20 protein-coding genes are annotated in these 21,313 nt (G+C 69.6%); 8 read left to right on the top strand and 12 right to left on the bottom strand.

What is annotated here, in order from left to right; translation table 11 throughout:
* Positions 1-4 precede the first annotated feature (4 nt).
* From R0232_RS10330 to R0232_RS10320, 3 genes are read left to right on the top strand one after another with little or no spacing between them, the layout of a single operon-like run.
* Positions 5-1,063 carry an ABC transporter ATP-binding protein gene (locus tag R0232_RS10330; protein WP_431512041.1) on the top strand — a complete coding sequence of 353 codons (1,059 nt, stop codon included), beginning with the start codon at positions 5-7 and terminating at the stop codon, positions 1,061-1,063.
* Positions 1,060-2,061, top strand: a complete 1,002-nt coding sequence (locus R0232_RS10325) for an ABC transporter ATP-binding protein (RefSeq protein ID WP_431512040.1) — start codon at positions 1,060-1,062, stop codon at positions 2,059-2,061. The genes R0232_RS10330 and R0232_RS10325 overlap by 4 nt, the downstream gene beginning before the upstream one ends.
* A gap of 34 nt (positions 2,062-2,095) precedes the next feature.
* The gene (locus R0232_RS10320; RefSeq protein WP_431512039.1) at positions 2,096-3,547 is read left to right on the top strand and encodes an N-acyl-D-amino-acid deacylase family protein; all 1,452 of its coding nucleotides are present in this window, start codon (positions 2,096-2,098) and stop codon (positions 3,545-3,547) included.
* 15 nt (positions 3,548-3,562) lie between these two features.
* On the opposite strand, the gene R0232_RS10315 is transcribed toward R0232_RS10320, so the two are convergent.
* Genes R0232_RS10315 through R0232_RS10305 form a run of 3 tightly spaced genes read right to left on the bottom strand, consistent with a single transcriptional unit; the run spans position 3,563 to position 5,946 of the window.
* A complete protein-coding gene (locus R0232_RS10315; protein WP_431512038.1) occupies positions 3,563-4,087 on the bottom strand; it encodes a carboxymuconolactone decarboxylase family protein in 525 nt (174 codons plus the stop codon).
* A gap of 31 nt (positions 4,088-4,118) precedes the next feature.
* Positions 4,119-5,093 (bottom strand): Bug family tripartite tricarboxylate transporter substrate binding protein, encoded by a 975-nt coding sequence (locus R0232_RS10310; RefSeq protein ID WP_431512037.1) that lies wholly within the window; start codon positions 5,091-5,093, stop codon positions 4,119-4,121.
* Positions 5,094-5,151: 58 nt separating this feature from the next.
* Positions 5,152-5,946, bottom strand: coding sequence for an SDR family NAD(P)-dependent oxidoreductase (locus R0232_RS10305; protein WP_431512036.1), 795 nt, complete (start codon positions 5,944-5,946; stop codon positions 5,152-5,154).
* 95 nt (positions 5,947-6,041) lie between these two features.
* On the opposite strand from R0232_RS10305, the gene R0232_RS10300 reads away from it, so the two are divergent.
* The gene (locus R0232_RS10300; protein ID WP_431512035.1) at positions 6,042-6,974 is read left to right on the top strand and encodes a LysR family transcriptional regulator; all 933 of its coding nucleotides are present in this window, start codon (positions 6,042-6,044) and stop codon (positions 6,972-6,974) included.
* A gap of 25 nt (positions 6,975-6,999) precedes the next feature.
* On the opposite strand, the gene R0232_RS10295 is transcribed toward R0232_RS10300, so the two are convergent.
* From R0232_RS10295 to R0232_RS10275, 5 genes are all read right to left on the bottom strand, one after another.
* Positions 7,000-7,233 (bottom strand): hypothetical protein, encoded by a 234-nt coding sequence (locus R0232_RS10295; RefSeq protein WP_296781624.1) that lies wholly within the window; start codon positions 7,231-7,233, stop codon positions 7,000-7,002.
* Between the two features lie 118 nt (positions 7,234-7,351).
* Positions 7,352-8,347, bottom strand: a complete 996-nt coding sequence (locus R0232_RS10290) for a ZIP family metal transporter (RefSeq protein WP_431512034.1) — start codon at positions 8,345-8,347, stop codon at positions 7,352-7,354.
* Positions 8,348-8,471: 124 nt separating this feature from the next.
* Entirely contained in the window at positions 8,472-9,383 is a 912-nt protein-coding gene (locus R0232_RS10285) for a dienelactone hydrolase family protein (RefSeq protein ID WP_093349043.1), read from the bottom strand.
* 132 nt (positions 9,384-9,515) lie between these two features.
* Entirely contained in the window at positions 9,516-10,259 is a 744-nt protein-coding gene (locus R0232_RS10280; RefSeq protein ID WP_296781621.1) for an aspartate/glutamate racemase family protein, read from the bottom strand.
* A gap of 26 nt (positions 10,260-10,285) precedes the next feature.
* Positions 10,286-11,173, bottom strand: coding sequence for a transporter substrate-binding domain-containing protein (locus R0232_RS10275; protein WP_431512033.1), 888 nt, complete (start codon positions 11,171-11,173; stop codon positions 10,286-10,288).
* Between the two features lie 259 nt (positions 11,174-11,432).
* Here R0232_RS10275 and R0232_RS10270 point away from each other — a divergent pair, with 259 nt between their 5' ends.
* The gene (locus R0232_RS10270; protein ID WP_296796826.1) at positions 11,433-12,644 is read left to right on the top strand and encodes a D-amino acid dehydrogenase; all 1,212 of its coding nucleotides are present in this window, start codon (positions 11,433-11,435) and stop codon (positions 12,642-12,644) included.
* 4 nt (positions 12,645-12,648) lie between these two features.
* Here R0232_RS10270 and R0232_RS10265 read toward each other — a convergent pair whose 3' ends face one another.
* The 4 genes from R0232_RS10265 to polA all read right to left on the bottom strand — a co-directional run bounded on the left by R0232_RS10265 (position 12,649) and on the right by polA (position 18,855).
* Positions 12,649-13,554 carry a LysR family transcriptional regulator gene (locus R0232_RS10265; protein ID WP_208508831.1) on the bottom strand — a complete coding sequence of 302 codons (906 nt, stop codon included), beginning with the start codon at positions 13,552-13,554 and terminating at the stop codon, positions 12,649-12,651.
* 7 nt (positions 13,555-13,561) lie between these two features.
* Positions 13,562-14,860 (bottom strand): M20/M25/M40 family metallo-hydrolase, encoded by a 1,299-nt coding sequence (locus tag R0232_RS10260; RefSeq protein ID WP_431512032.1) that lies wholly within the window; start codon positions 14,858-14,860, stop codon positions 13,562-13,564.
* A 72-nt stretch (positions 14,861-14,932) separates the two neighbouring features.
* On the bottom strand, positions 14,933-16,033 hold the full coding sequence (locus R0232_RS10255) for a DUF1566 domain-containing protein (protein WP_431512031.1): 1,101 nt from the start codon (positions 16,031-16,033) through the stop codon (positions 14,933-14,935).
* On the bottom strand, positions 16,030-18,855 hold the full coding sequence (polA, locus tag R0232_RS10250) for a DNA polymerase I (protein WP_431512030.1): 2,826 nt from the start codon (positions 18,853-18,855) through the stop codon (positions 16,030-16,032). Before polA ends, R0232_RS10255 begins: the two co-directional genes overlap by 4 nt.
* A 107-nt stretch (positions 18,856-18,962) precedes the next feature.
* On the opposite strand from polA, the gene R0232_RS10245 reads away from it, so the two are divergent.
* Genes R0232_RS10245 through R0232_RS10235 form a run of 3 tightly spaced genes read left to right on the top strand, consistent with a single transcriptional unit; the run spans position 18,963 to position 21,286 of the window.
* Complete coding sequence (locus tag R0232_RS10245; RefSeq protein WP_093349026.1) at positions 18,963-19,334, top strand: hypothetical protein; 372 nt, start codon at positions 18,963-18,965, stop codon at positions 19,332-19,334.
* Positions 19,335-19,389: 55 nt separating this feature from the next.
* Positions 19,390-20,445, top strand: a complete 1,056-nt coding sequence (locus R0232_RS10240) for a homoserine kinase (RefSeq protein WP_431512029.1) — start codon at positions 19,390-19,392, stop codon at positions 20,443-20,445.
* 10 nt (positions 20,446-20,455) lie between these two features.
* Complete coding sequence (locus tag R0232_RS10235) at positions 20,456-21,286, top strand: BPSS1780 family membrane protein (protein WP_431512028.1); 831 nt, start codon at positions 20,456-20,458, stop codon at positions 21,284-21,286.
* Positions 21,287-21,313: the final 27 nt, after the last annotated feature.

Raw genomic sequence — 21,313 nt, 5'->3', positions numbered from 1 at the left:
CCCCATGACCACTCCCCTGTCCCGCGTCGCGCTCGCGACCGGCGAGGCGCTGCTCGAGGTCGACGCGCTGCGCACCCACTTCCACACGCTGGCCGGCGTGGTGCGCTCGGTCGACGGCGTGTCCTACACCGTGCGCGCCGGCCGCACGCTCGGCGTGGTCGGCGAATCGGGCTGCGGCAAGAGCGTGACCGCGCTGTCGATCCTGCGGCTGGTGCCCACGCCGCCGGGCCACCACGCGGGCGCGGTGCGGCTGCGCGGCACCGACCTGATGCAGCTGAGCGAGCGCGAGATGCGCCAGATCCGCGGCAACCGCATCTCGATGATCTTCCAGGAGCCGATGACCTCGCTGAACCCGGTGCTGACCGTGGGCCGGCAGATCGCCGAGACGGTGCAGCTGCACCAGAAGGCCAGCCGCGCCGAGGCGCTGCAGCGCGCGGTCGAGATGCTGCGGCTGGTGCAGATCCCCGAGCCCGAGCGGCGCGTGAACGAGTACCCGCACCAGCTCTCGGGCGGCATGCGCCAGCGCGTGATGATCGCGCTGGCCCTGGCCTGCAACCCCGAGGTGCTGATCGCCGACGAGCCCACCACCGCGCTCGACGTGACGATCCAGGCGCAGATCCTCGACCTCATCAAGCGGCTGCAGAAGGAGCTGGGCATGGGCGTGGTGATGATCACGCACGACCTGGGCGTGGTGGCCGAGAGCTGCGACCGCGTGGTCGTGATGTACGCGGGCAAGAAGGTGGAGGAGGCCGAGGTGGTCGAGCTGTTCGACCGGCCGCTGCATCCCTACACGCGCGCGCTGATGGCCTCGATGCCCGCGATGAACACCGCGAGCGCGCGGCTCACCGAGATCCCGGGGCTGGTGCCGGCCGCACACGAGCTGGGCCGCGGCTGCGCCTTCGCGGCGCGCTGCGCCTCGGCGCGCGAACGCTGCCGGCACGAGACGCCGCGGCTCACGCGCCAGGGCGATGCGAACGACGCCGACGGCGGCCACGTGGTGGCCTGCTTCGCGGTGCAGGAAGGCTGGGCCACGGCTTCGGTCGAACAGGAGGTGGCCGTATGAGCACGACAACGACGACGATGACGACAACCAATGCCGCGCCGCTGCTGCGCGTGCACGAGCTGCGCAAGCACTACGTTTCGCCCAAGCGCTGGCTGCGGCCGGCGCGGCCGCCGATCCGGGCGGTCGATGGCGTGTCGTTCTCGGTGGCGCGCGGCGAGACGCTCGCGCTGGTTGGCGAATCGGGCTGCGGCAAGACGACCACCGCGAAGTCGGTGCTGCGGCTGGTGGAGCCGAGCGCGGGCTCGGTGCAGCTCGACGGCGAGGAGCTGGTGGGACTGTCGCCCTCGCAGATGCGCCAGCGCCGGCGCGACCTGCAGATCATCTTCCAGGACCCCTACGCCTCGCTCAACCCGCGCCTGACCGCGGGCGAGATCGTGGCCGAGCCGCTGCGCAACTTCGGCGGCGCCGACGCGGCCGCGCGCGAGGAGCGCGTGCGCTGGCTGTTCTCGCGCGTGGGCCTGCGGCCCGAGGCGGCGAAGAAGTATCCGCACGAGTTCTCGGGCGGGCAGCGCCAGCGGCTGGGCATCGCGCGTGCACTGGCACTGCAGCCCAAGCTGATCGTCTGCGACGAGCCGGTGTCGGCACTCGACGTGTCGGTGCAGGCGCAGGTGGTGAACCTGCTGATGGACCTGCAGGCCGAGTTCGGCATCGCCTACCTGTTCGTCGCGCACGACCTCGCGGTGGTGCGCCACATCAGCCATCGCGTGGCCGTCATGTACCTGGGCCACATCGTGGAGATCGCGGACCGCGACACGCTGTTCTCGGCGCCGCGCCATCCGTACACCGAGATCCTGCTGTCGGCGGTGCCCGTGCCCAACCCGCGCACGCCCGCCAGGCGCATGCTGCTGCAGGGCGATCCGCCGAGCCCCGCGAACCCGCCCTCGGGCTGCCGCTTCCACACCCGCTGCCCGATGGCGCAGGCCGTGTGCAAGGAGCAGCAGCCCGCGCTCACGCCGCGCGAGGCCGAGGGCCACCTGGTGGCCTGCCATTTCCGCTGAACCCGAACACACCCACACGAAGAAGGAAGACGCGATGTCGAACCCCACCCACCACGACCTGCTGATCCGCGGCGGCACCGTGATCGACGGCACCAAGGCGCCGCGCTTCGAGGCCGACGTGGCCATCTCGGGCGGGCGCATCGCCGCCATCGGCAAGCTCGAGGGCCACACGGCCGACCAGGTGCTCGACGCCACGGGCCGCATCGTGGCGCCGGGCTTCATCGACTCGCACACGCACGACGACCAGGCGGTGCTGTCGCAGGCGCAGATGCCGTTCAAGGTGTCGCAGGGCGTGACCACGGTGATCGCGGGCAACTGCGGCATCAGCGCGGCGCCGCTGCGCGAGGACATGGACCTGCCGATGCCGCTGAGCCTGCTCGACTCGCCGGTCGAGGGCCGCTTCACCACCTTCGCGGCCTACCTCGACGCGCTGCGCGCCACGCCCTCCTCGGTCAACGTGGCGGCGATGGTGGGCCATTCGACGCTGCGCGCCGTGACCATGGCCGACCTCGACCGCCCCGCCACCGCGAGCGAGATCGCGGCCATGCAGGCGCTGGTCGAGGAAGCGATGCAGGCCGGCGCGATCGGCCTGTCGACCGGCACCTTCTACCCGCCCGCGGTGAAGGCCACGACCGAGGAGATCATCGAGGTGGGACGCCCGCTCACGGCGCGCAAGGCGCTCTACGTGACCCACATGCGCGACGAGGCCGACCGCGTGATGGAATCGCTCGAGGAGACCTTCGCCATCGGCCGCGCGCTCGACATCCCGGTGGTGGTGTCGCACCACAAGGTGCAGAACGTGCAGAACCACGGCAAGACCAAGGTCACGCTGCCCTTCATCCAGGAGGCGATGAAGCACCAGTGCATCGGCCTCGACTGCTATCCCTACACGGCCGGCTCCACCATGATCCGCACCGACCGCGGCATGATGGACGGCCGCGTGCTGATCGCCTCGAGCGTGCCGCATCCCGAATGCGCGGGCCGCGACCTCAAGGACATCGCGGCCGACTGGGGCGTGTCGGGCGAGGAAGCCGCCAGGCGGCTGCAGCCCGGCAGCGCGATCTATTTCATGATGGACGAGGACGACGTGCAGCGCATCCTCGCCTTCGACGAAACCATGATCGGCTCCGACGGCATTCCGCTCGGCGAGAAGCCGCATCCGCGGCTGTGGGGCACCTTCCCGCGCGTGCTGGGCCACTACAGCCGCGACGTCGGCCTGTTCCCGCTCGAGACCGCGGTGTGGAAGATGACCGGCCTCACGGCGCGCAACTTCGGCCTGCACGAGCGCGGCACGCTCAAGCCCGGGCACCACGCGGACGTGGTGGTGTTCGATGCGAAGACCGTGCGCGACACCGCGAACTACCAGGAGCCGACGCAGGCGGCCGAAGGCATCGAGGCGGTGATCGTGAATGGCGCGCTGACCTGGCGCGATGGCGCGCACAGCGGGGCGCGCAATGGGCAGGTGATCGTGCGGCAGACGAGCTGACGCCGGCGGCGGCCCTCAGCGCGCGTCGTGCGAATGGATCTGCAGCGCCTCGAGGAAGCGCGAGACCATGTTGTAGGCCGCGACCGTCGCCGTGAGTTCGACCAGCTGCTGCGGCTCGAACTGCGCCGACACCGCGGCGAAGATCGCATCGGGCACCTGCACGTGAAGCGTCATGGCGTCCGCATAGGCCAGCACCGCGCGCTCGCGTTCGCTGAACAGCTCGCTTCGCGCCCAGTCCTGCAGCGCATCGAGCTGCGGCTGCGACATGCCTTCCTTCAGCGCGATCGGCGCGTGCTGGTCCGCTTCGTAGGGCGCGTGGTTGAGCTGCGCCACGCGCATGATGACCATCTCGCGGATCGCGCCGGACAGCGACGACTTCTGCCGGATCGCGGTCAGGTAGTGGAGCCAGCCTTCGGCCACGGGCGGGCTGTTGAGCAGCATGCGATAGAGATGCAGCACCTCGCCGCGCTCGGCGACGATGCGGTCCGCGAGCGGCTTGACGGCGGGGTTCTGGCTGTCCGCGTAGGGAATCCGGGCCATGGGGTGTTCCTTCCTTGTTCGTGGATCGAGTTCAGCCGCTGGTGACGATCCCGCGCTTGACGAGGTCGTTCATCACTTCGGCGTCCTTCCTGACGCGCTCCATGAACTGCTCGGGCGTGCCGTTCACGATGTCGTAGGCGTTCTCGCCGAAGCGCTTGGCCACCTGCGGGTCGTGCATCGCCTCGCGCACGGCCTTGAGGATTTTCTGGCGCACCTCGGGCGGCATGCCCGGCGGCGCGACGATGCCGATCCAGGTGGGGTATTCGAAGCCCGGGATCAGCTCGTTCATCGCGGGCACATCGGGCAGCATCGCCGAGCGTCCGGGCGAGCTCACGGCCAGTGCCCGGACCTTGCCGGCCTTGATCTGCGGCAGCATCACCGACAGGCCCGCGAACGCGTAGTCGATGTGGCCGCCGAGCATGTCGGTGAGCAGCGGGCCCGCGCCCTTGTAGGGCACGTGCTCGGTGCGCAGCCCCTTGGCCAGCGAGAGCTGCGCGCTGTTCACATGCCCGGCCGATGCGGTGCCGGCGGAGCCGTAGGAGCTCTTGGGGTTGGCCTTGAGGTACGCCACCAGCTCGTCGAGGTTCTTCACCGGCAGGTCGTTGCGCGTGACCAGCACCTGCGGCGTGGTGACGAGCAGGCTCAGGTAGTCGAAGTCCTTGAAGGTATCGAAGGGCAGGTTCTTCACCGTGAGGTGGTTCACCGCCTGCGAATCGAGCGCGAGCATGAGCGTGTAGCCGTCGGGCTTGGCGCGATGCAGGTCGCCCGCGCCCAGCGAACCGCTGGCACCGGGCTTGTTGTCGATCACCAGCGTCTGGCCCAGCTTCTCGCCCAGGGTGTTGCCGATGATGCGTGCCGTCTGGTCGACCGCGCCGCCCGGCGCGAACGGCACGATGAGGCGGATGGGCTGGCGCGGATAGCCCTGCGCATGGGCGGCCGGCATCAGCGCGGCGGCGGCCGTTGCGACTGCGCAGGCCAACAGAAGTCGTCGCCCGGTCTCGAGCATGGTGTGTCTCCTTGTTTTTGGGGGAAGCGGTGGCTAGCGGTGGGAAGGGAGCGGGCCGTCAGCGCGTGGCCGCGACCAGCCCGCCGTCGACGACGATCTCGGTGCCGGTCACGTAGCGGCTCTCGTCCGCCACCAGGAACAGCACCGCATGCGCCGTGTCCCAGCCGGTGCCCATGTGCTTCATCGGAACCTGGTTGTTGCGATGGTCGATGAAGCCCTGCGTATCGCCCTTCGCGTACTTCGCCGCCAGGCCTTCGATGAGCGGCGTGTGCATCAGCCCAGGCACCACGCAGTTGAGCCGGATGCCTTCGGGCGCGTGGATGACCGCCGAGGTGTGCGTGAACTGCAGCAGCCCCGCCTTGGCCGCGGCATAGGCGACCTGCGGCTTGCCGATGTAGCGCAGGCCGGCCACGGACGCCACGCTGACGATGGCGCCACCGCCCTGCGCGCGCATGTGCGGGATGACGTGCTTGCAGCCGAGGAACGCGCTCTTGAGGTTGACTTGGATCTGCGCGTCCCACACCGCCTCGTCCATGTCGACGGGACCACCGGGCTGCGAGACACCGACGTTATTGACCAGGATGTCGATGCGCCCGAAGCGCTGGATGCAGGCGGCCACCGCCTGCTCGACCTGCGCGGACTGGGTGACATCGCAGGCCTGGACCTCGGCCTCGCCGCCCTCGGCCACGACCAGGGCACGCGTGGCCTCGGCGTTGGCGAGCACGAGGTCGGTGCCGAACACCTTCGCGCCCTGCCGCGCGAGCAGCACCGCGGTGGCGCGCCCATTGCCCCAGCCATCGGCCACGGCGCCGCAGCCCATGACCAACGCCACTTTTCCCTTGAGATCCAGCACCTTGTCGTCTCCTTCGATTTGCCTGAGCGGCGATCGTAGGAAGAACCCATTTATCTTTGAAATTCTTTCTATCTATCGATTTATAGAATCAGGGAATGAATATCTCCCCGCGTCAGCTGCGCCTGTTCCTCGCGCTCAGCGAATCGCTGAACTTCAGCAAGACCGCGGAGCAGCTGTTCATGACGCAGCCCTCGCTGAGCAAGGCGATCCGCGATCTCGAGGAGGCGCTGGGCCTCGTGCTGTTCGAGCGCACCACGCGCAGCGTGCATCTCACCGCGAGCGGCACGCGGCTGGCCAGCATGGCGCGCAGCGTGATCGGGGAATTCGACAGCGGCCTCGAGCGCATGCGCGCGTCGGCCGAGCAGGAGGCGCAGCAGCTGTGCATCTCTTCACTGCCGTCGCTGGCCAGCGTGATCCTTCCGGCCGCCTGCAGTGCGCTCGAGCGGCGCTTCGCGCAGCCGCGCATCGCCATCCACGACTGCTCCAACAGCGCGAGCATCCAGCGGCTGCTCAACTACCAGGTGGATTTCGCGCTGGCGTCCGTCATGCCTTCGCACCCGGACCTGCAATACGAGGAGTTGCTGCGCGACCAGTTCGTGCTGCTGTCGTGCGGTGCGTGGCGCAAGCGCATCGCCGACGAAGTCATGCTGGAGGAGCTGCTGCGGCTGCCGGTCATCAGCATGACCGACGCCAGCACCGCGATGCGCTACATCAGCGCCGCCTTCCTGCAGCGTGGCGTGGAGTTCCGGCCGAAGATGCAGCTCGACCAGGTCGGCACGATCGCGGGCTTTCTCAAGGAGGGGCTGGGCGTTGCGGTGCTGCCCTATCTGGGAATGATGCCGATGGTGAGCCTGCGGGGCATGAAGATCTCGTCGATTGCCGACGGGCCGCTGCGCTCGGTCGGGATGGTCACGCGCAGGCAGGGCGGCACGTCAGCGATCGCGCGGGCGGCGATGGATGAGATCCGCAAGGTGGTAGGCGCGTTGATGAAGAAGCACCAGGGCTGGCTGCATCCCGCATCGGCCTAGCGCGCGGGCCCGAAAAAAAGCGCCCTCAGTCGGGCGCGTTCATCACGCGGTCGAACTCCTCGTCGGCCGGAACGTTGTCGGCATCGAGCTCGCTGGCATCGGTGAGGTCGATGCCGGTTTCCTCGGACAGGGAATCGGCGGCCTCCGCGTCGATGGCATCGAAGTCGTCCTCGGGCAGGCCGTCGGCATCGAGGTCCTCGTCGACTTCCTCGGGGATCGGCGCGGGGCGCGCGCTGGTGACGGCGGCTCGGGTGGTCATGGTCTTTTCCTCACGGATGGCTGGGCGAAGCAGGCCCCTATGTTGCGCCGATTTCGCGTCATCCGGAAGACGGTGCGGGTGACGGGACGTATCGCCGCAACCGCACCTGTTCAAACGATCAGTTCTTGTTCGCCTCGGGCTTGGCCTCGCCTTCGTGTGCATGGTCGTGGTCATGCCCTTCCTCGTGCGCATGCGCCGCGTGGTCGTGCCCGTGGTCGTGGTCATGGCCATGCTCGCCGCTGTGCGCGAGCCGGCTCACGCCCGTGACCAGCGCGATGCCCGCGACCAGCCAGACGATCTGCGCCAGGGTCTGGCGCATCGGCAGGCGCTTCTGCAGTTGCGGGATCAGGTCGGCCAGCGCGACGTAGACGAAGCTGCTGCCGGCCAGCACGAGGAAATACGGCAGCCAGCCATGCAGCTGGTCGACCAGCCACCAGCCGGCGATGCCGCCGAGCATGGTCATGGTGCCGGCCAGCGACACCTTCACGAGCGCGGCGCGCTGGTTGGCCGAGCTCTGGCGCAGCACCACGAGGTCGCCGATGTGGTGCGGCACCTCGTGCGCAAGCACGGCGAGGGCGGCGACCAGGCCCAGGCGCAGGTCGGCGATGAAGGCCGAGGCGATCAGGATGCCGTCGCCGAAGCAGTGCACGCTGTCGCCGGTGAGCACGGCCCAGCCGCCGGCGCGCGGACCGTGGTCGTGGCCGTGGTGCGCATGGCCGTGGCCGTGCGCCTGGCCGTGGCCGTGCGCGTGGTCGTGATGGCCGTGGTTGTCGTAGATGGGGCCGAGCTGCGCCGGCTGCCCGGCGGTGTCGCCACCGTGATGGTGCTCGTGCCCGTGGTGCCACAGCTCGGCCTTGTCGAGCAGGAAAAAGAACACCACGCCGAACAGCAGCACCGCGAACAGCAGCGCGGGCTCGATGCGGCTTTCGAAGGCCTCGGGCAACAGGTGCATGAAGGCGGTGGCGAGCAGCGCGCCCGCCGCCAGGCTCAGCAGGTGCTGCGGGTTCACGCCGCCCGAGCCGCTGCGCACGCCCACGCGCAGCAGCAGCGCCGCGAGCCACACGCTGCCGATGCCGGCGACCAGGGTCGCCAAGATGATCACTATCAAGTTCATAGCTGCTTACGCAATAAGGACGCCCGATGCGCCCAGTTCCATTCATTAAAAGCAAAAAGGCCGCCCCTTGCGGGGACGGCCTTCGGCGGAAGCTGGCTCTGGGGTCGTCCTGGGCGCTGATCGCTCAGGCGACGCCGTTGGCTTTGAACCAGGCGGTGGCTCGCTGCCATCCGTCGTCGGCCGCGCTCTTGACGTAGCTGGGACGGTAGTCGGCATGGAACGCATGGCCTGCTTCGGGATACACGACGAAGCTCGACGCCTTGGCAGCCGGAGAGCCATTTGCCAGGGCCGATTTCATCTTATCAACGGTGTCAAGGGGGATACCTTGATCTTTTCCGCCGTACAGGCCGAGCACCGGCGCCTGCAGGCTGGCGGCGATGTCGACCGGGTGCTTCGGGTTCAGGTCGCTGGCCTGGCCGACCAGCCGGCCGTACCAGGCGACGCCGGCCTTGACCTTGCCGGTGGCGGCGTAGAGCCAGGTGATGCGGCCGCCCCAGCAGAAGCCGGTGATGCCGGCCTTGGAGGTGTCGCCGCCGTTGGCCGCGGCGTACTGCAGCGCGCCGTCGAGGTCGGCCAGCACCTGCGCGTCGGGCACCTTGCTCACGATGTCGGCCTGCAGCTTGGGAATGTCGGTGTAGCCGCGCGGATCGCCCTGGCGCGCATAGAGCTCGGGCGCGATGGCGAGGTAGCCGAGCTTGGCGAAGCGGCGGCAGGTGTCGGCGATGTATTCGTGCACGCCGAAGATCTCCTGCACCACCAGGATCACCGGCAGGCCGGTCTTGTTGGCCGGCGCGGCGGCGTAGGCCGGCACCTCGAAGCCGTTGACCGTGTACTTGATCGGGCCGGCCTTGAGGCCGTCGGCCGGGGTGCTGATGGCGGTCTGCGCCATCACCGGCATCACGGCGGCGGCATAGCCCACGCCGATGGCGGCCTTGAGCGCGGTGCGCCGCGTCGCGCCCTGTTCGGTGCTGTCGCCGGGGCGCAGCGAATCGAAGTCGGATTGCAGGTCGGAACGGCGGTCGTCGAGTTGGGGCATGAGGAGGGCTCCAGGTGAGGGATCGTCGGACAAGGGGCAGATGCGAAAAAACGCACGCCGCAATGTAGGCGATAACGGCCCGTCCTCCCTGTTCGCGGGGTTGATGACCCCGCGCGGACGCCCTTTTGCCGCTCAGCGCGGTTCGTAGGCTCTGCGCGCCAGCGCCGCCGCCAGCACCTGCGCCGGATCGACCAGCCGCAGCCCCGCCACCGCGCTCGAGCCCGCGAGCCCCAGCGGCACCTCGGTGCAGCCCATGATGATGGTGACCGGCCCGTGGCGCTCGGCCAGCCGCAGCGCGACCTCGGAGAAGCAGCGCTCGGCCAGCGCCATGTCGCCGGCCTTCACGCCCTCGAAGATGCCGCGCGCGATGGTGCGGCGCTCGACCTCGCTCGGCACGTGGCAGCCGAGGCCGGCCTCGGCCAGCGCCTGCTCGTAGAGGCCGATGCGGTAGGTGCCCTCGGTGGCCATCAGCGCCACCTCGCCCGCGCCCTGCGCCGCCAGGTGCTGCGCGGTCTCGCGCGCCATGTGCAGCAGCTCGACCTGCGGAAAACGCTCCTGCAGCCGCGCATGCCAGGCATGGGCGGTGTTGCAGGCGATCGCCACCGTGCGGCTGCCGAGCGCCGCCAGCCGGCCCAGCGCCTGCAGCATCGGCTCCAGCGGCTGGTGCGCGCCGTTCTCGGCGCTCGACAGCAGCGCGCCGGTGCGGTCGGGCACCGGCACCTGCGCGAGCCAGTGCTCGGGAAAGGACTGGTCGCGCACCGGCTCGCCGCGCGCGCGCATCTGCTGCGCGCAGGCCTGCACGAACAGGCGGACGAAGTCGGCGCCCGCGGCCGGGCCCATGCCGCCCAGGATGCCTACGACCTGCGTGGAGACCATGTCCTTGTTTCCGATCGAAGTCCGGCTCAGGTCGCCGGCTTGTCGCTGAATTCCTTGAGGTTGTCCTTGAGCTGCGGGCTCATCGGCAGGTTCAGCGGCAGGTTCTTCGGCGGGATCGGCGACATGAACCACTTGGTGTAGAGCTTCTCGAACTCGCCGCTCTTCATCATGCCGATGAAGGTGTCGTCGACCAGCTTCTTGAAGGCCGGGTCGTCCTTGGGCAGCATGCAGGCGTAGGGCTCGACCTGCAGCGACTCGCCCACCACCTCGTAGTCGGCCGGGTTCTTCGAGTTGGCGATCAGGCCGAACAGCAGGATGTCGTCCATCGCGAAGGCGACGGCGCGGTCGCTCTCCACCAGCAGGAACGCGTCGGCGTGGTCCTTGCCGAGCACGATGTTCATGTCGAGGTTCTTCTCGGTGTTGTACTTGCGCATGACCAGCGCGTTGGTGGTGCCGGTGGTGCTGGCCACGGTCTTCTTCGCGAGGTCGGCGTAGTCCTTGATCTTCGAGGACTTCTTCACCAGCAGGCGCGTGCCCGTGTAGAAGTGGTTGACCGCGAAGGACACGTCCTTGCCGCGCGCGGTGTTGTTGGTGGTGGAGCCGCACTCGAGGTCGATGGTGCCGTTGGTGATCAGCGGGATGCGGTTCTGCGAGGTCACGGCCATCAGCTGCACCTGCAGGTTCGGCTTGTTGAGCTTCTTCTTCACCGCCTCGACCACCGCGTTCGACATCTCGACCGCGAAGCCGATCGGCTTGTTGGGGCCGTCGAGGTAGCTGAACGGCACCGACGACTCGCGGTAGGCCAGCGTGATCTTGCCGGACTCGGCGATCTTGGCCAGCGTGTCGGCGGCCTGGGCGCCGGTGGCAGCGAGCAGGACCGTGGCGGTGGCGGCCATCAATGCGGAGAGTTTCATGCGTGCCTTCTTCGAGGGAGGTTGAACAGGAGGACCAGTGTAAGAAAGAGTGACTCAGGACGGCAATTCCAATAGCGGGCTGGGCCATACCCAAAGGTTATGGGCAGGGAAAACCCGGGCGCCCCCCGATTTCGAAGCGCCGCGGCGGGGCATGCCCTTTGGCTATGGGCCACGCCTCTTTTTGCATTTCCGCGCCGGCGGCGGCGCGCCTACAGTCGAGGCTCACCCCTTCCCTTTCTGTTCCCGAAAGTTGCCTCTCATGCATGTGTGCGTGCTCGGCGCCGGCATCGTGGGCCTGGCCACCGCCTGGCAACTCGAACGCCAGGGCCACCAGGTCAGCGTCGTCGATCGCGCGGCGCCCGGCGCGGGCGCGAGCGGCGGCAATGGCGCGCAGCTCAGCTACTCGTACGTGCAACCGCTGGCCGATCCCGCGATCTGGCGGCAGCTGCCGAAGCTGCTGCTCTCGCCCAGCTCGCCGCTCAAGCTGCGCCCGCAGCTCGATCCGTTGCAATGGCGCTGGGGCCTGGCCTTCCTCGCGGCCTGCAATGCGCGCACCTCGCGCGATACCACCGAAAAACTGCTGGCGCTCGCGGCCGAGAGCCGCGCCGGCTTCGAGGCCATGCAGGCCGACGCCGCGCCCGACTGCGACTTCTCGGCCACCGGCAAGCTGGTGCTGTATGCGAGCGAAGCCTCGCTGGCCGGCGCGCGCGCCCAGCTCGAGCTGCAGCGCACCATGGGCAGCGAACAGCGCATCGTGCGCCCCGACGAGTGCGTGGCCATCGAGCCCGCGCTCGCCGACTACGCGCGCGGCATCGCGGGCGCGGTCTACACGCCCAGCGAATGCGCGGCCGACTGCCTCAAGGTCTGCGCCGAGCTGATGCGGGTGCTGCGCGCGCGCGGCGTGCGCTTCGAGCTCGGCACCGAGGCCCGGGGCTTCGCGCAGAGCGGCGGGCGCATCGCCGCGGTGCGCACGGCCGCGGGCGACATCGAGGCCGATGCCTTCGTGATGGCGCTCGGCACCGCCTCGCACAAGCTCGGTCGCGCGCTCGGCGCCTACCTGCCGGTCTATCCGCTCAAGGGCTACAGCATCACGCTCGACGTCGACCCGGCGCCGGGCGCGGCACCGACCGTGAACGTGACCGACAGCGCGCGCAAGGTGGTGTTCGCGCGCATCGGCTCGCGCCTGCGCGTGGCGGGCATGGCCGAGCTCGTGGGGCACGATGCGAGCATTCCCGCGACCCGCATCCAGACCCTGGCCGAGGCCACGCGCGCCGTGTTCCCGCACGCGAGCCGGCTGGCCGAGCTGCATCCCTGGACCGGCATGCGCCCGGCCACGCCCACGGGCCTGCCGATCGTCGGGCGGCTCGAGGGCGCGCCTTCGAACATGCTGTTCAACACCGGCCACGGCGCGCTGGGTTTCACGCTGGCCTTCGGGTCGGCGCGGCGCGTCGCGGCCGCGCTGGCCGCCTGAAACGCTAGACCCCCGCCTCCACGATCGCCTGCTGCATGCAGCGCGTGATGCCGCGCACCGCGACCGAATCGGGCCGGCCCGTGAAGCGCAGCGCGCGGATCGGCACCGGGATGTGCGGTTCGAGCGTGAGCACGTCGACCTTGGAGGTATCGGCCGAGCGCGCGGTGCAGCCGTCGACCAGCGCCACGCCCAGGCCGTGGTGCGCCATCGCCAGCGCCGCGTGGTAGGTCTGCACCGTGACCACCGCCTGGTGGAAGCCCACGCCGGCCTGGCGGCAGGCCTGACTCAGGCTGGTGCCCACCGGGTCGCGACTGTCGAGGCCGATCACCGGCCGCTCGGCCAGGTCGTGCAGCGCCACCGAGCCGTTGCGCACCAGCAGGCGCGGCAGCATGCCCTTGGGCGCGATGCAGACCATGCGGCTGTCGGCCAGCGTCTCCTGCGTGAGCGAGGGATGCACGGCCGGGCTGAACACGAAGCCGACGTCGGCCTCCTGCAGCAGCAGCGCCGACATGATCTGCGGCGAATGCAGCGACTCCACGCTGATCGCGTAGCCCGGATGCTTCTCGCGGAAGGCCTTGAGGGCGCGCGGCAGGATCTCGTAGCTCAGCGCCAGCACGCTGAGGATGCGCAGTTCGCCGGTGTCGGCGCCCGCGCGCAGGTTGGCCGCGAGCCGCTGCACCTCGTCGAGCTGCGCGAACAGCCGCTCGATGTGCGGGTACAGCGTGAGCGCCTCGGTGGTCGGCGTGAGCCGCCCCTTGGCGCGCTGGAACAGCGGGAAGCCCAGCTGCAGCTCGGCATGCTGCAGCGTGCGGCTGACCGCCGGCTGCGTGATGTTGATGAGCCGCGCCGCCGCGCTCACGCTGCCCGTGAGCATGATGGCGTTGAAGACCTCGATGTGGCGCAGCCGCATGGCGGGCTCAGCGCACGCTGGTCTTGCCGCGCGCGATGTCCATCACCATGCGCGTGGCCAGGTACAGCCGCGGCTCGATGGAATCGATCAGCACGTATTCGGCATCGGCCGAGTGCGCGCCGAAGCCCTGCAGGCCGAAGCGCTCGATCACCGGCGCCTTGGTCTTGAGCGAGGCGAAGGCCGCGTCGGTGCCGCCGCCGGCCGCCTTGTCGTCGGCGCCCAGCGGGCGGCCGAGCTCGTCCTTGTAGATCGCCTGCGCATGCTGGGCGAGCGCGCGCGAAGCATCGGTGGCCTCGAGCGGCGGACGGCGGCGCTCGAACTTGAGCTCGACCTTGGCCTCGGGGATCAGCTGCTTCTTCACGCGCTCGTTGACCTGCTGCTCGATGCGGTCGTAGTCGGCGACCTTGAGCACGCGCACGTCGGCGCCCGCGGTGGCCGAGGCCGGGATCACGTTGCGGTTGCTGCCCGACTTCGAGGTGGTCCAGTTCATCTTGAGGCCGGTGGCCGGGTCGGACAGGTCGCGCATCTGCAGGATCTGGTGCGACAGCTCGTAGAGCGCGTTCACGCCGAGCTCGGGCGCCGAGCCCGCGTGCGAGGCCTTGCCGCTCACGTTGAGCGTGACCGAGGCGATGCCGGCGGTGGCCAGCGAGAGCTTGTCGTCCTTGACCGAGGCGCCCTCGAAGGACAGCACCGCGTCGTGCTCGCCGCCCAGGCGCGTGAGCAGCGCGCGCGAGCCGGGCGAACTGATCTCCTCGTCGCCGTTGATCAGCACCGTGAGCGTGCCGTACTCCTTGAACTTGAGCGCCTGCAGCATCGCCACCGCATGGAGGATGACGGCCACGCCCTGCTTGTCGTCGGCGATGCCCAGGCCGTAGGCCTTGTCGCCCTCGACGCGGAACGGCTGCTTGTTGAGCATGCCGATGGTGTAGACCGTGTCCATGTGGGCGATCAGCATGATCTTCTTCGTGCCCGTGCCCTTGAAGGTGGCACGCACCACGCGGCCGATCTTCTCGGGCGTGTCCTCCATGCGATAGGCCTCGGCGCTCGGGTCGATCAGCTCGACCTCGCCGCCGAGCGCCTTGAGCTTGGCGGCGATCAGGTCGGAGATCTTTTCCAGGCCCTCGAGGTCGCGGCTGCCGGACTCGATGGCCACCAGTTGCGAGAGCGAATCGAGCAGCGGCTGCTTCTGCGCGGCGGCCAGTTCGGCGATGCGAGCGTCGGGCGCGGCGACTGCCGTGGCGGCGGCACCGGCCAGCAGCATCGGCAGCAGTGCGCGTGCGAAGAAGCGGGAGGGGTGAAAGTGCATGTTCTGGTCTCCTGACGATGATGGCGTTCGAACGCCGGATTCAAGCACGGGCGCGGTTGCGACGCGACCCTCTCATTCGCGCACGAGCCGGACGCCGAGATGCATGATGCGTGCCTCGCAGTAGATGGCGCCCTCGCGGCTCAGCACCCAGGCGCTGATCGATGCGCGGGCCGTCGATGTCTCGGGGCTGCCGTTGCAGACGGTGGAAGACCACTGGCCCGCGCGCGACGCCTCCTTGCCCTGCGCCGGGAAGTCCGACGGGGGCAACTCGAAGCGATCGGCCTCTCGGCGCGCGAGGCTGTTGACTTCCTTGATGGTGGGCAGGCGCCAGCCGGCCTGCTCGCTGGCGCGCTGCAGCGCCTGCACGTAGTCGTAGCGCTTCGCGCTCCAGGTGCAGCGCTTGCCGTTCCAGGTCTGCGGTTCCTCGCAGCGGCGCCACACCAGGCCGGTGTGGCGATCCTCGACCGCGCCGCCGGCCACACCGCGCTCGTCGGGCAGTTCGCGCCAGCGTCCGGCCTTCGGCGCCTCGGGGCCGCGCACCAGGCGCACGAAGAGCGGCGGCTCGCGCGACATGTCGGGATCGCAGTCGTAGACGAAGCCGTTCGCGAAGTTCACGCACCACGGGCTCGTGGGATCGCGCATGTCGGAGGTCAGGTAGAGGGCTGGCACGGTGTTCGGAAACCAGCGCGCGTCGATGACCGACTGCTCGGCCAGCGGCTGGTCGGGGCGCACCTCGGGCACGCGTTCCTTGCCCAGGTCGACCAGGCCGTGCAGCTCGGCCACGGTGGGCAGGCGCCAGTCGGCGTAGCCGCACAGCCGGCTCGCATTGATCTGTGCCACGTAAGCCATGGCGTCGGCGGGCCGGCCGTTGTCGCGCTTGCCCTCCCAGACCAGGCCCGACACGCGGTCGCGCACGCAGGCGCCGCGTGGCTGGCCCGGCACGGGCTCGTAGGCCAGCGGACCCGCGCCCTGCCGGCCGTCCTGCTTGGGGACCAGGGCCAGCGGCCCGGTGTCGGCGCAGGCCTGGGGCGTGGGCCAGTCCTCTTTTGTCAAGCCCAGGCAGATGCGCACGCCGGTGGGCGGCACCTTGGTCGGCACGGGCTGCGCGGCCGCGGGCGACGCGATGCACGCGATGAGAACGGCCGCCGCGACGAGGGCCCGCGCCAGGCTCAATGCGCCTTGTCCCAGTTCGGCCCCACGCCGATCTCCGCGAGCAGCGGCACCTTGAGGTCGGCCACGCTGGCCATGATGCGCGGGATCTCGGTGCGCACCCATTCGATCTCGGCCTCGGGCACCTCGAACACCAGTTCGTCGTGCACCTGCATGATCATCTTCGTGCCGCGCTTCTCGGCGTCGAGCACGTCCTGCACCTTGACCATGCTGAGCTTGATCAGGTCGGCCGCCGTGCCCTGCATCGGCGCGTTGATGGCCGCGCGCTCGGCGCCGCCGCGGCGCGGACCGTTGGGCGAGTTGATCTCGGGCAGGTACAGGCGCCGGCCGAACACGGTCTCGACATAGCCCTGCTCCTTGGCCGAGGCCTTGGTCTCGTCCATGTAGGCCTTCACGCCCGGGTAGCGCGCGAAGTAGCGCTCGATGTAGGAGGCCGCCGCCTTGGTCTCGATGCCGAGGTTCTTCGCCAGGCCGAAGCTGCTCATGCCGTAGATCAGGCCGAAGTTGATGACCTTGGCATAGCGGCGCTGCTCGCTCGACACCTGGTCGGGCGTGGAGCCGAACACCTCGGCCGCGGTGGCGCGGTGCACGTCGATGCCCTCGGTGAAGGCGCGCAGCAGCGATGCGTCGCCGCTGATGTGGGCCATGATGCGCAGCTCGATCTGCGAGTAGTCGGCGCTCGCGATCACGCTGCCCGCGGGCGCCACGAAGGCCTCGCGCACGCGCCGGCCTTCGGGGGTGCGGATCGGGATGTTCTGCAGGTTGGGGTCGTTGCTCGACAGGCGCCCGGTGACGGCCACGGCCTGCGCGTAGTGCGTGTGCACGCGGCCGGTGCGCGGATTGGCGAGCTGGCCGAGCTTGTCGGTGTAGGTGCCCTTGAGCTTCGACAGGCCGCGGTGCTCGAGGATCTTGGCGGGCAGCGGATAGTCTTCCGCCAGCTTCTCGAGCACTTCCTCGTCGGTGCTGGGCGCGCCGCTCGGCGTCTTCTTGACCACCGGCAGGCCGAGCTTGGTGAAGAAGATCTCGCCGATCTGCTTGGGCGAACCGAGGTTGAAGGGCTGGCCCGCGATGTCGTAGGCCTCCTGCTCGAGCGCCATGATGCGCGTGCCGAGTTCGTGGCTCTGCGCGGCCAGCGTGGCGCTGTCGATCAGCACGCCGTTGCGCTCGATGCGGTAGAGCGCCTCGCTCGAATCCATCTCGAGCTGGTAGATGAAGCGCAGCTTCTCGTTCGTTTCGAGCTGCGGCCACAGCGTGGCGTGCACGTCGAGCGTCTGGTCGCTGTCCTCGCACGAATACTCTGCCGCCTTGGCGATGTCGACCTGGCTGAACGAAATCTGGTGCACGCCCTTGCCGCAGAGGTCCTCGTACGAAATGCCGCTGCGGCCCAGGTGGCGCTCGGCCAGGCTGGCCAGGCCGTGCGGCCGGTGCACCTCGAGCACGTAGCTCTGCAGCATGGTGTCGTGCGCGTAGCCCTGCACCTCGATGCCGTGGTTGGCGAACACGTGGCGGTCGTACTTGATGTGCTGGCCGAGCTTCTTCTTCGCGCCGTTCTCGAGCCAGGGCTTGAGCTTGGCGAGCACCTCGTCGATCGGCAACTGCGCGGGTGCGTCGGGATAGTTGTGCGTGAGCGGGATGTAGGCCGCCTCGCCGGGCTTCACGCTGAAGCTGATGCCGACGATCTGCGCCACCATCTCGTCGAGCGAGGTGGTCTCGGTGTCGATGGCCGCGAGCTCGGCGGCCTCGAGGCGCGCGAGCCAGCTGTCGAACTGCTCCCAGGTGAAGATGGTGTCGTACTGGAGGTTGCTCGCGGGCGCGGCGGCTTCCATCGCGGCGCCTTCCTCGGACGGCTCGTCGAACAGGCCGCTCTGGTCGTCGTTGGCCTTGGCCGCCTTCGAGGCCTTCTTCTTGATGTTCTCCTCGATCAGCTCGGGCGGCACTTCCTGCGCCTCGAGCGACTTCACCAGGCTCTTGAAGCCGAACTTCTCGTAGAAGGGCTTGAGCTCTCCGGTCTGCGGTGCGCCCACGGGCAGGCCTTCGAGCGAGGGCAGGCCATCGACGTGGCCGGCCAGGTCGCAGTCGGTGCGGATCGTGACGAGCCTGCGGCTCAGCGGCAGCTTGTCGAGCGCCTTGCGCAGGTTCTCGCCGGCCGTGCCCTTGACCTCGGCCGCGCGCTCGACCAGCGCGTCGAGCGAGCCGTATTCGAGCAGCCACTTGGCAGCCGTCTTGGGGCCGACCTTCTCGACGCCGGGCACGTTGTCGACCGAGTCGCCCACCAGCGTCTGGTAGTCGACCATGAGGTTCGGCGGCACGCCGAACTCGGCCGTGACGCCGGCCACGTCGCGCTTCTTGCCGTTCATCGTGTCGATGATGGTGATGTGCTCGTCGACCAGCTGGCTCAGGTCCTTGTCGCCGCTGGAGACGATCACCTCGATGCCCTGCGCGGCCGCCACCTTGGCGAGGGTGCCGATCACGTCGTCGGCCTCCACGTCGGGCACGCTGAGCACCGGCCAGCCCAGCAGCTTGACCACCTCGTGGATGGGGTCGATCTGGCTGCGCAGGTCGTCGGGCATCGGCGAGCGGTTGGCCTTGTACTCGGGATACCAGTCGTCGCGGAAGGTCTTGCCGGGGGCGTCGAAGATGCAGGCCGCGTAGTCGGCGCGCACCTCGCGCCGCAGCGCCGTCATCATGTTGATCATTCCCCGGATCGCGCCCGTGGCCGGGCTCTTCGGATCGCCGGGCACGGCCCGCAGGTCGGGCATGGCGTGGAAGGCGCGATAGAGGTAGCTCGATCCATCGACGAGCAGCAGCGTTTTCTTGTCGGTCATCGGGGCATTTTGCCTGCCTCCAGGAGCCCCCGAATGTCCTTGCGGACCACGCCGCCACGGGCCCTGCGACGACAACCCCGATACGGCGCGCCGCCTACAATCCGTGCATGCCCGACTCCACACTCCTGGTTGCCCGCCGCCTCCTGCTGGCGCTGGCCCTCGCCACCCCCTTCGCCGCCGTGCAAGCGCAGAACGCGCCCGCGGCGGCACCGGCTGCAGCGGATCCTTCGCTACAGAATCAGGAGCAGCAGGCCGACGGTCGGCGCAACCAGAAGATCGAGCACCTGCACACCGAGGACAGCGGCGCCTCGGTCGACGAGGTCCGCTACGGCGGCCGCACACAGAGCATCAACGTGACGCCCAAGGCCAACATGCCCGGCTACCAGGTGCTGCCGAACGATCCGTCCGGCGCGCGTCCCAACGCGGCCGACGGCCCCGCGGGCACCTCGCCCCGGGTCTGGAACGTCATGAAGTTCTGACCGTGCGACGCATCGCAGCGGCAGCCGCATCCCAACCGCGCTGAGGGCGCTTTCCATGGCAGTCTTTACCGAAGTCGAATTCGGCGAGGCCGACGCGCTCGTGCAGCGCCTCGGCCTGGGCCCCCTGCGCGAGCTGCGCGGCATCGAGGGCGGCATCGAGAACACCAACTACTTCGCCACCACCGAGTCGGGCGAGTACGTTCTCACGCTGTTCGAGCGCCTGAGCGCCGAGCAGCTCCCCTACTACCTGTGCCTGATGAAGCACCTGGCCGCGCGCGGCCTGCCGGTGCCGGAGCCGGTGGCCGACCCGGCCGTGCAGGCGATCGACGTCCAGAACACGCACCCGCTGTCGGTGCCGGCCAACGCACCCTGCGAGCTGCTGCTCAAGGTGGCGGGCAAGCCGGCCGCGGTGGTGCGCAAGCTCGCGGGCCGCAGCGAGCTCGCGCCGGGCGCCGCGCATTGCGCCGAACTCGGCGCGCTGCTGGCGCGCATGCACCTGGCGGGGCGCGACTTCCCGCGCATCCAGCCCAACCTGCGCGGCCTGCCGTGGTGGAACGACACCGTGCCGGTGGTGCTGCCCCACATCGACGAGGCCCAGTCGGCGCTGCTGCGCGGCGAGCTCGCCTACCAGAACCACGTGGCCGAGTCCTCGGCCTATGCCGCCCTGCCGCGCGGGCCGGTGCATGCCGACCTGTTCCGCGACAACGCGATGTTCGAGACCGGCCACGAAGAAGGCGCCGCCCCGCGCCTGACCGGCGTGTTCGACTTCTACTTCGCGGGCACCGACACCTGGCTGTTCGACCTCGCCGTGTGCCTCAACGACTGGGCGATCGACCTGCCGACCGGCCGCCACGATGAGGAACGCGCCGAGGCGCTGCTCGCCGCCTACGAGGGCGTGCGCGCGCTCAACGCCTCGGAACGCGCCCTGCTGCCCGCGATGCTGCGCGCCGCGGCGCTGCGCTTCTGGATCTCCCGCCTCTGGGACTTCCACCTGCCGCGCGAGGCCAGCATGCTCAAGCCCCACGATCCGACGCACTTCGAGCGCGTGCTGCGCGAGCGCGTGCGGCACCCGCATGTCATGGCCCGCGCCCTCGAGCCCGTGGCCGCCTGACCCGTACCCCATGAAACTCCACCTCGTGCCGGCCAAGACCGGCGCCCAATGGGTCCGCCTCGGACTCAAGACCTTCTGGCGGCAACCGCTGGCCTTCGTGTCGCTGTTCTTCCTGCTGATGGCGCTGATTTCGACGCTGTCGGTGGTGCCGCTGCTGGGCAGCGTGCTGGCGCCGGTGCTGCTGCCCTTCATGACGCTGGGGCTGATGGTCGCCACCTCGGTGGCCTACGCCGACGAGCAGGCCGGCGGCAACGCGCAGGCCGGCGCGCGCCGGCCCACCGGCTCGGCGATGTTCGTCGAGGTCTTCGCCGCGCTGCGCGCCGAATGGCGTCCGCTGGTGGTGCTGGGCCTGATCTCGGCCGTGTACTTCGTGCTCGCGGTGCTGGCCACCGCGCTGGTCGACGGCGGCCAGCTCGCGCGCGCCTACCTGCTCGACGAGGCGCTCTCGCCCGAGGTGCTGGCCAGCAGCGAGTTCCAGGTCGCGCGCATGGTCCACCTGTGCCTGAACCTGCCGCTGTCGCTCGCGATGTGGCATGCGCCCGCGCTGGTGCACTGGCACCGCGTGGAGCCGGTGAAGAGCATCTTCTTCAGTATCGTGGCGCTGTTCCGCAACTTCGGCGCCTATGCGCTGTTCGGGCTGGCCTGGTTCGGCGTGTTCCTGCTGGCCGGCATCGCGGTCGGCCTGATCGCCACCGTGCTGGTGGGCGTCGGCGCCGTGGGCGCGGGCTCGGGCGCCACCGCGATCGGCACCGTGCTGATCGTGGGCACGGCGCTGGTGCTGGCGGCGATGTCGCTGGCCTCGACCTGGTTCACCTTCCGCGACAGCTTCGATCCGAACTGAGCCGGGCGGCCCCGCGGGCCGCGCCCC

Source organism: Variovorax sp. DAIF25, assembly GCF_050711835.1.
In the GTDB taxonomy this organism is placed as follows: domain Bacteria; phylum Pseudomonadota; class Gammaproteobacteria; order Burkholderiales; family Burkholderiaceae_C; genus Variovorax.
This window is presented reverse-complemented; position numbering and strand designations above follow the sequence as displayed.